This is a genomic window from Escherichia sp. WS3227_2 (assembly GCF_046486495.1).
GTDB classification, from domain to species: Bacteria; Pseudomonadota; Gammaproteobacteria; order Enterobacterales; family Enterobacteriaceae; genus Escherichia; species Escherichia coli.
Genome location: NZ_JBJQLG010000036.1, coordinates 1 through 6,319 on the forward strand (window position 1 = coordinate 1; position 6,319 = coordinate 6,319).

Annotated in this window: 11 protein-coding genes; 2 read left to right on the top strand and 9 right to left on the bottom strand. The window is 43.1% G+C overall.

Annotated elements, in window-relative coordinates; genetic code table 11:
• Window positions 1–109 (bottom strand): terminase small subunit (locus ACJHXB_RS24520; RefSeq protein ID WP_001657962.1); only part of this gene is annotated, 109 nt, incomplete at its 3' end.
• 667 nt (window positions 110–776) lie between these two features.
• Here ACJHXB_RS24520 and iss point away from each other — a divergent pair.
• Complete coding sequence (gene iss / locus ACJHXB_RS24525) at window positions 777–1,070, top strand: increased serum survival lipoprotein Iss (RefSeq protein ID WP_000738421.1); 294 nt, start codon at window positions 777–779, stop codon at window positions 1,068–1,070.
• A 31-nt stretch (window positions 1,071–1,101) separates the two neighbouring features.
• On the opposite strand, the gene rzpD is transcribed toward iss, so the two are convergent.
• From rzpD to ACJHXB_RS24550, 5 genes are all read right to left on the bottom strand, one after another.
• A complete protein-coding gene (gene rzpD, locus ACJHXB_RS24530; protein WP_001082739.1) occupies window positions 1,102–1,563 on the bottom strand; it encodes a prophage endopeptidase RzpD in 462 nt (153 codons plus the stop codon).
• Entirely contained in the window at window positions 1,560–2,057 is a 498-nt protein-coding gene (gene rrrD / locus ACJHXB_RS24535; RefSeq protein ID WP_001135296.1) for a lysozyme RrrD, read from the bottom strand. Before rrrD ends, rzpD begins: the two co-directional genes overlap by 4 nt.
• Entirely contained in the window at window positions 2,057–2,272 is a 216-nt protein-coding gene (gene essD / locus ACJHXB_RS24540) for a phage lysis protein EssD (protein ID WP_000839582.1), read from the bottom strand. Before essD ends, rrrD begins: the two co-directional genes overlap by 1 nt.
• Before the next feature lie 188 nt (window positions 2,273–2,460).
• Complete coding sequence (locus ACJHXB_RS24545) at window positions 2,461–3,192, bottom strand: helix-turn-helix domain-containing protein (protein WP_001146309.1); 732 nt, start codon at window positions 3,190–3,192, stop codon at window positions 2,461–2,463.
• Between the two features lie 351 nt (window positions 3,193–3,543).
• A complete protein-coding gene (locus ACJHXB_RS24550) occupies window positions 3,544–4,503 on the bottom strand; it encodes a YbgA family protein (RefSeq protein ID WP_000592546.1) in 960 nt (319 codons plus the stop codon).
• 192 nt (window positions 4,504–4,695) lie between these two features.
• Here ACJHXB_RS24550 and ACJHXB_RS24555 point away from each other — a divergent pair, with 192 nt between their 5' ends.
• On the top strand, window positions 4,696–5,220 hold the full coding sequence (locus tag ACJHXB_RS24555) for a lipocalin family protein (protein ID WP_000780581.1): 525 nt from the start codon (window positions 4,696–4,698) through the stop codon (window positions 5,218–5,220).
• Between the two features lie 155 nt (window positions 5,221–5,375).
• Here ACJHXB_RS24555 and ACJHXB_RS24560 read toward each other — a convergent pair whose 3' ends face one another.
• From ACJHXB_RS24560 to rusA, 3 genes are all read right to left on the bottom strand, one after another.
• Complete coding sequence (locus tag ACJHXB_RS24560) at window positions 5,376–5,753, bottom strand: antiterminator Q family protein (RefSeq protein ID WP_218363072.1); 378 nt, start codon at window positions 5,751–5,753, stop codon at window positions 5,376–5,378.
• A gap of 85 nt (window positions 5,754–5,838) precedes the next feature.
• The gene (locus ACJHXB_RS24565) at window positions 5,839–5,979 is read right to left on the bottom strand and encodes a YlcG family protein (RefSeq protein ID WP_042043673.1); all 141 of its coding nucleotides are present in this window, start codon (window positions 5,977–5,979) and stop codon (window positions 5,839–5,841) included.
• Window positions 5,976–6,319, bottom strand: a 344-nt coding sequence (gene rusA, locus ACJHXB_RS24570; protein WP_410233549.1) for a crossover junction endodeoxyribonuclease RusA, incomplete at its 5' end; no start/stop codon positions are given. The genes rusA and ACJHXB_RS24565, both read right to left, overlap by 4 nt.

Below are 6,319 nucleotides of genomic sequence, written 5' to 3' on the forward strand. Positions count from 1 at the left end.
TACCCTTGCCACCGCCTCGCAGAACGGGCATTCCCTGTTCCTGCCAGTTCTGAATGGTACGGATACTCGCACCGAAAATGTCAGCCAGCTGCTTTTTGTTGACTTCCATTGTTCATTCCACGGACAAAAACAGAGAAAGGAAACGACAGAGGCCAAAAAGCTCGCTTTCAGCACCTGTCGTTTCCTTTCTTTTCAGAGGGTATTTTAAATAAAAACATTAAGTTATGACGAAGAAGAACGGAAACGCCTTAAACCGGAAAATTTTCATAAATAGCGAAAACCCGCGAGGTCGCCGCCCCGTAACCTGTCGGATCGCCGGAAAGGACCCGTTGGCCGTTCTGGTCTACTTCGTAATGGGATTTAATAGCTGAACGACAAAAGTCTTGCGACCACAGTCACACAGACCTGAATACACGTCCTGTTTCTTCCACCCCCGCACAGGACTGGCGAGCATGAGGGACACCCCCGCGAACCATAAACGCGGTAAAAACCCGGTGTGCATCGTTTTTGATTATTCCCGCACACTCACGCAGAAGGAATTCCCCGTCGGGCTACGGTCATGGTTAATGCGGGAATACGGCGACGATACAGCGCTGCTAAAAGGGTAATGAACAGATAGAGCGGTTTATTTCATTCCACAGGATTCTGAGTGCCCCCCCCTCCTCCAATAGGCTGAGCATCCACCTATATAGTTTTAATTTTCATCAATCCATTTAACTATCGTTTAATTGTTGTCACATAGGATTCTGCCGTTTTTAACAATGCAGGATAATAAGATGAAAAAAATGTTGTTTTCTGCCGCTCTGGCAATGCTTATTACAGGATGTGCTCAACAGACGTTTACTGTTGGAAACAAACCGACAGCAGTAACACCAAAGGAAACCATCACCCATCATTTCTTCGTTTCGGGAATTGGACAGGAGAAAACTGTTGATGCAGCCAAAATTTGTGGCGGCGCAGAAAATGTTGTTAAAACAGAAACCCAGCAAACATTCGTAAATGGATTTCTCGGTTTTATTACTTTAGGCATTTATACTCCGCTGGAAGCGCGTGTGTATTGCTCACAATAATTGCATGAGTTGCCCATCGATATGGGCAGCTCTATCTGCACTGCTCATTAATATACTTCTGGGTTCCTTCCAGTTGTTTTTGCATAGTGATCAGCCTCTCTCTGAGGGTGAAATAATCCCGTTCAGCGGTGTCTGCCAGTCGGGGGGAGGCTGCATTATCCACGCCGGAGGCGGTGGTGGCTTCACGCACTGACTGACAGACTGCTTTGATGTGCAACCGACGACGACCAGCGGCAACATCATCACGCAGAGCATCATTTTCAGCTTTCGCATCAGCTAACTCCTTCGTGTATTTTGCATCGAGCGCAGCAACATCACGCTGACGCATCTGCATGTCAGTAATTGCCGCGTTCGCCAGCTTCAGTTCTCTGGCATTTTTGTCGCGCTGGGCTTTGTAGGTAATGGCGTTATCACGGTAATGATTAACAGCCCATGACAGGCAGACGATGATGCAGATAACCAGAGCGGAGATAATCGCGGTTACTCTGTTCATTGCTGACCCCACAAACAGATTTCACGCTCAATCTCACGACGAGTCATGAGACCTTTCCATTGCTTACCGCCAGCATATGTCCAGCGACGTAGCTGATCACATGCGCCTTTGATATCGCCCTGGTTTATTTTGCGAAGAAGCGTCGATGTTCTGAAATTGCCAGCACCCACGTTGTAAACGAATGAGTAAAGAGCGCCGCGCGTTGTTTCCGGTATATCGACTTTGATGTACGGGTTAATTTGTCTGGCGACAGTGGCAAGGTCTTTATTCAAGAGTGCTTTGCATTCTGCTTTGGTATACGTTTTACCGAGCATGATGTCTTTTCCTGTATGCCCGTGACATACAGTCCATACACCAACAATATCTTTGTATGGTATGTAGCTGACACCCTCCAGACCATCGTTACCACTTGAGCCAGTGATTAACACTGATGCTATAGCAATTGCTCCGCCACCAATAGCAGCAGCAACGGCTTTTCGTAATGATGGAGGCATTATTCACCTCTCGCAGCCTTGCGCTTATCTTCTTTAATCTTGAAATAAAGGTTTGTCAGGTACGTCAGCAAGCCAAATACCAAGCTACCCAGCACACCTATTGCTGCCCACTGTGAGGGCGTGACTTTATCGAGCAGCTGTAAAAACCAGTAGCCAGCACTGCCTGCGGAGGTGCCGTAGGCAATGCCCGTTGTTAACTTATCCATGGATTTCATAGCCTCACCTCCGCAAATAACGGATGGTGTACACGGTTCGGAACGAAGAGGAAAGGTATAGAAGTTACATTAGCGTAAGGCTTGAACATCTATTCAAAAAGAAAAACGCCAGCGATTATTCTGGCGTAGCTGAAAGCATCATACAATTATCAAATACGAAAATTACAAAATCATTAAAACGCATCACGTTACATCATGTCTTTTTCTAAAAAAAGTCTTGATGAATATTGATGGGGAGGAACACCAAAATATCTTCTGAAAACACTTACAAAATATGACGTGTTTTCATAACCGCATATCTCAGCAACTTTTCCAACAGAATATAAATTGTAGCTTAATAACCTTTCCGCCATCACCATTCGCTCTTCAAGAATTAACTTACTAAATGATAAGCCTTCGTGCTTTAATTTTCTTTTTAACAGACTTTCACTCAGATACAGTCTTGAAGATATATCACAAAGTCTCCATGCTGCAGATATATCCGTGTGAATAATAGCCTTAACTTTACTTCCTAAACTATTAAGACATCCAAATAAAAAACTTTGCACTATTTTCTCTGAAGATAAGATAGCAAGACATGCAAGTGATATTTGATTTCTAACAAAATCCACAGTTCTGCCATCACAATTCAAGCATGCAATCAAGTTCTTTAACAATGAAAAATCTTCACATTCCACCATCAAGTATGCCGGATAAAACCTTCTTACAGAAAAAGGTGAGAGTGTGTTGCTTTTAAAGAAATCATTAACTGTTTTCTCTTCAACATCTACGATCATTACATGATCTATATTTGATGAAAAAAAATCTTTTAAATTGTAATCAATGAGAACAGCACTTCCTTTTTTAAACAAAATATCTTCTTTACCAATTCGGACATCAAACGAGTTCAACACCAAAATGATAGAACATATGTATGGCATATTATCCACCTGATATCATTGGGGTTACACCAGGTAAGTATAGGTGGAAAATCAATATTCGCCAGTTCAACAATAAGGAAAATCTCATTGCATCACAAGTATAAAATTATGTATTTAACTCACAAAGACAAATTATTAAACCAATCTGTTATATTATATATAGCTGCGTGGAATCATAATATTATATATTTTGACTGGCATGTTTACCAACTTTAAGTTGCATCTCAATGGTTTCTTCAGCGTAAACAGAGTTTTTATACAAACTGACACTCTGGATATCATAGTGTAGTTTTTACGATTGTAAATATCCTGCATGCAGGAACTCATCCTTTTGGATGATATCGCATACAATTAATTTACCATCAGTCTTAGAGCCAGTTCGTCCGGATAGGGATCGAAGTAATTCTGTGTAAGCAAGTAATCATTAGGATACTCACCCAGATAATGCTTCAGCAGAGTCAACGGCGCAAGAAGAGGTAATGTGCCAGAACGATAGTTAAGTATAACCTCGCTCAACTCTTTACGCTGGCGTGTACTTAAGTAGTTACTAAAATACCCCTGTATATGCATCAGCACATTCGTGTGATTTTTACGTGATGCAGGTTTTCTGAGAATCGCCATCAGCTTATCACGATACACCTCAAAGTATGATTCAAGGTCCGCCCACTCGTGTATTGCAGCCACAAATGGTCCCATATCTTTATAGCCTGCCTGACTATGCGCCAACAACTGAAGCTTATAACGACTATGAAAAGCTAATAACTCTCTTCTTGATAATTTCTCCTTGTAAAGGTGATTGAGCTCATGCAAAGCAAAAACTCTTTCAACAAAATTCTCACGAAGCACTGGATCATGTAATCGCCCATCCTCTTCAACCGGTAGCCAGGAAAACTTTTCCATCAAAGTGCTCGTAAATAGTCCCACTCCATCTTTACGACCTCGATTACCATTTTCATCATAGACACGCACGCGCTCCATGCCACAGCTGGGAGATTTAGCACAAACCACAAACCCCGATACATCCTTTAATTTGTCCATATAAGAACGACTAAACTCTGTCATTCTCTCTGTCACATCCTCATTCTGGTCGTGGCTGAAACACATCCGTATATTTCCTTGCGTCGAGCGCACAAGACGTAGAGCAGGACGCGGAACTGGCAGCCCTATAGCCATTTCCGGACATACTGGTCTGAATGTTACCCATTCCACTAATTTGTCCATTAAAAAGTCAGCTCTTTTGTGACCACCATCAAAACGAACAGCAGAGCCGGCCAAACAACCGCTGATTCCAATCACAGGTTTTTTTATCATATTCTCCCCCTTGACTAATTCATTAACACATAAACTGTGTAGTGCACGGAATAAATTGCCTTTCTGGCGTCATCACTGACAATTTTTCTGTTATAGACTATTCCTAATATAGTATGAAAGTTCTTTAAGTGATCGGTCGTAATCATCTATCTTTCATACTTACTCTCAACTATCAAAAGTACAGGATTTATTATGAAGTTATGGCCTGTGTTGACTGGCATTGCACTCTCTTTCACTCTTATAGCATGTAAGGCCCCGACACCACCTAAAGGTGTGCAGCCGATTACAAATTTTGACGCCAACCGCTACCTCGGAAAATGGTATGAAATAGCTCGCCTCGAGAACCGGTTCGAACGTGGTCTGGAACAGGTCAGCGCTACCTATGGAAAACGGAACGACGGAGGGATTCGTGTACTTAACCGTGGATACGATCCAACGAAAAATAAATGGAGCGAGAGCGAAGGTAAAGCATACTTTACTGGAGATACTAAAACTGCAGCGTTGAAGGTTTCGTTTTTTGGCCCCTTCTATGGTGGCTATAATGTAATCAAACTGGATGATGAGTATAAGTATGCTCTTGTCAGTGGTCCGAACAGAGAATACCTATGGATTCTGGCAAGGACCCCAACTATTCCAGATAAAGTAAAAGCAGACTATGTGCGAACCGCTCAAAAGTTGGGATTCAATGTCAATGAATTATTATGGGTTAAACAATAAAATCCCTACCCGAAATAATACTTATTAGAAAAAAACCAGCCTTTGGGGAGGCTGGCTAAATCAGGAAACAAGCTGTTATATGATAATAACTACGTTGCGATTCCAACATTTAAAATGTTAGACTAATGAGAATCAGACAGCAACTTTTCCTTTAATTATTTCGAACAATCAGCATCCATCTCCAATCGGAGATCCAACACCATCAGCATACCCTCCACTACGCCCTCAGCTTTCTGGAGCATCCTGCCAACCCAACAATCAGATCGCCCATGCTTACGTGCAAGCGCCATAAAAGTCATGCCGTCGACATAATAGTCCACCAATAAATCATGCAAATCGCTGTTGTTCTTTTTCAGACGGGCCATGCACCCGCAAATGATCATCGCGTCATCGTCACAACATTGCGGGCGAGATTTTACTTTTGAAGGAATTAATCCCTTAAAACCGGCGGCAATGGACGACCAGGTCACATCTTCATGATTATTAGCCGCCCACGCTCCCCAACGCTCAAGAACCATCTGAATATCACGCATCAACTTACTCCACAAAACTCAGACCAGAACGCCAATTACAAGCAAAAATCAACAAAACAGTATTAGTTGATTGTTATCTCTGACTTCATACTCCTGCTCCTGTCAGTGTTTTGGCGTAATTCTTCAGTATTCGGTAATCGGTCAAAACAGAGCCGAGGAAACGATATAAGCGCAGACGCCCCCAGCGGTGGCGAAGAAGTTCTGCCATATTAAACTCAAACATCATTCATTCCCCATTTCGGTGATGGTCAGTTCCAGCCTCCCACCTTTGGTAACAGGCATCTTCACAACGCGGTAATCAACGACCTGAGCATCATCCAGCCAGAAACCTGCTTTAGTGAGTGCGTCAAAAGCGGCTTTTTGCAGATTATCCAGGTCACGGCTACGGCGATCCGGCATGTGGCACTCAATGCGGATTTTCACAGGCATAGCCAGGCCGATATCCAGCATTGCGTTTTTAATGATTCGGGCGACGTTATCGCGGTATGCCTGCCCCTCTGCACTGACGTGCGTGCGCCCGCGATTATGGCGGTAATAGCGATTATTGCTCGGAGGCCAGGGTAATG

What these genes read in the sequence shown, in the direction of transcription:
- iss (WP_000738421.1), top strand. Translation starts at nt 777, where the DNA reads ATGAAAAAAATGTTGTTTTCTGCCGCTCTGGCAATGCTTATTACAGGA.
- rzpD (WP_001082739.1), bottom strand. Translation starts at nt 1,563, where the DNA reads ATGAACAGAGTAACCGCGATTATCTCCGCTCTGGTTATCTGCATCATC.
- rrrD (WP_001135296.1), bottom strand. Translation starts at nt 2,057, where the DNA reads ATGCCTCCATCATTACGAAAAGCCGTTGCTGCTGCTATTGGTGGCGGA.
- essD (WP_000839582.1), bottom strand. Translation starts at nt 2,272, where the DNA reads ATGAAATCCATGGATAAGTTAACAACGGGCATTGCCTACGGCACCTCC.
- ACJHXB_RS24545 (WP_001146309.1), bottom strand. Translation starts at nt 3,192, where the DNA reads ATGCCATACATATGTTCTATCATTTTGGTGTTGAACTCGTTTGATGTC.
- ACJHXB_RS24550 (WP_000592546.1), bottom strand. Translation starts at nt 4,503, where the DNA reads ATGATAAAAAAACCTGTGATTGGAATCAGCGGTTGTTTGGCCGGCTCT.
- ACJHXB_RS24555 (WP_000780581.1), top strand. Translation starts at nt 4,696, where the DNA reads ATGAAGTTATGGCCTGTGTTGACTGGCATTGCACTCTCTTTCACTCTT.
- ACJHXB_RS24560 (WP_218363072.1), bottom strand. Translation starts at nt 5,753, where the DNA reads ATGCGTGATATTCAGATGGTTCTTGAGCGTTGGGGAGCGTGGGCGGCT.
- ACJHXB_RS24565 (WP_042043673.1), bottom strand. Translation starts at nt 5,979, where the DNA reads ATGATGTTTGAGTTTAATATGGCAGAACTTCTTCGCCACCGCTGGGGG.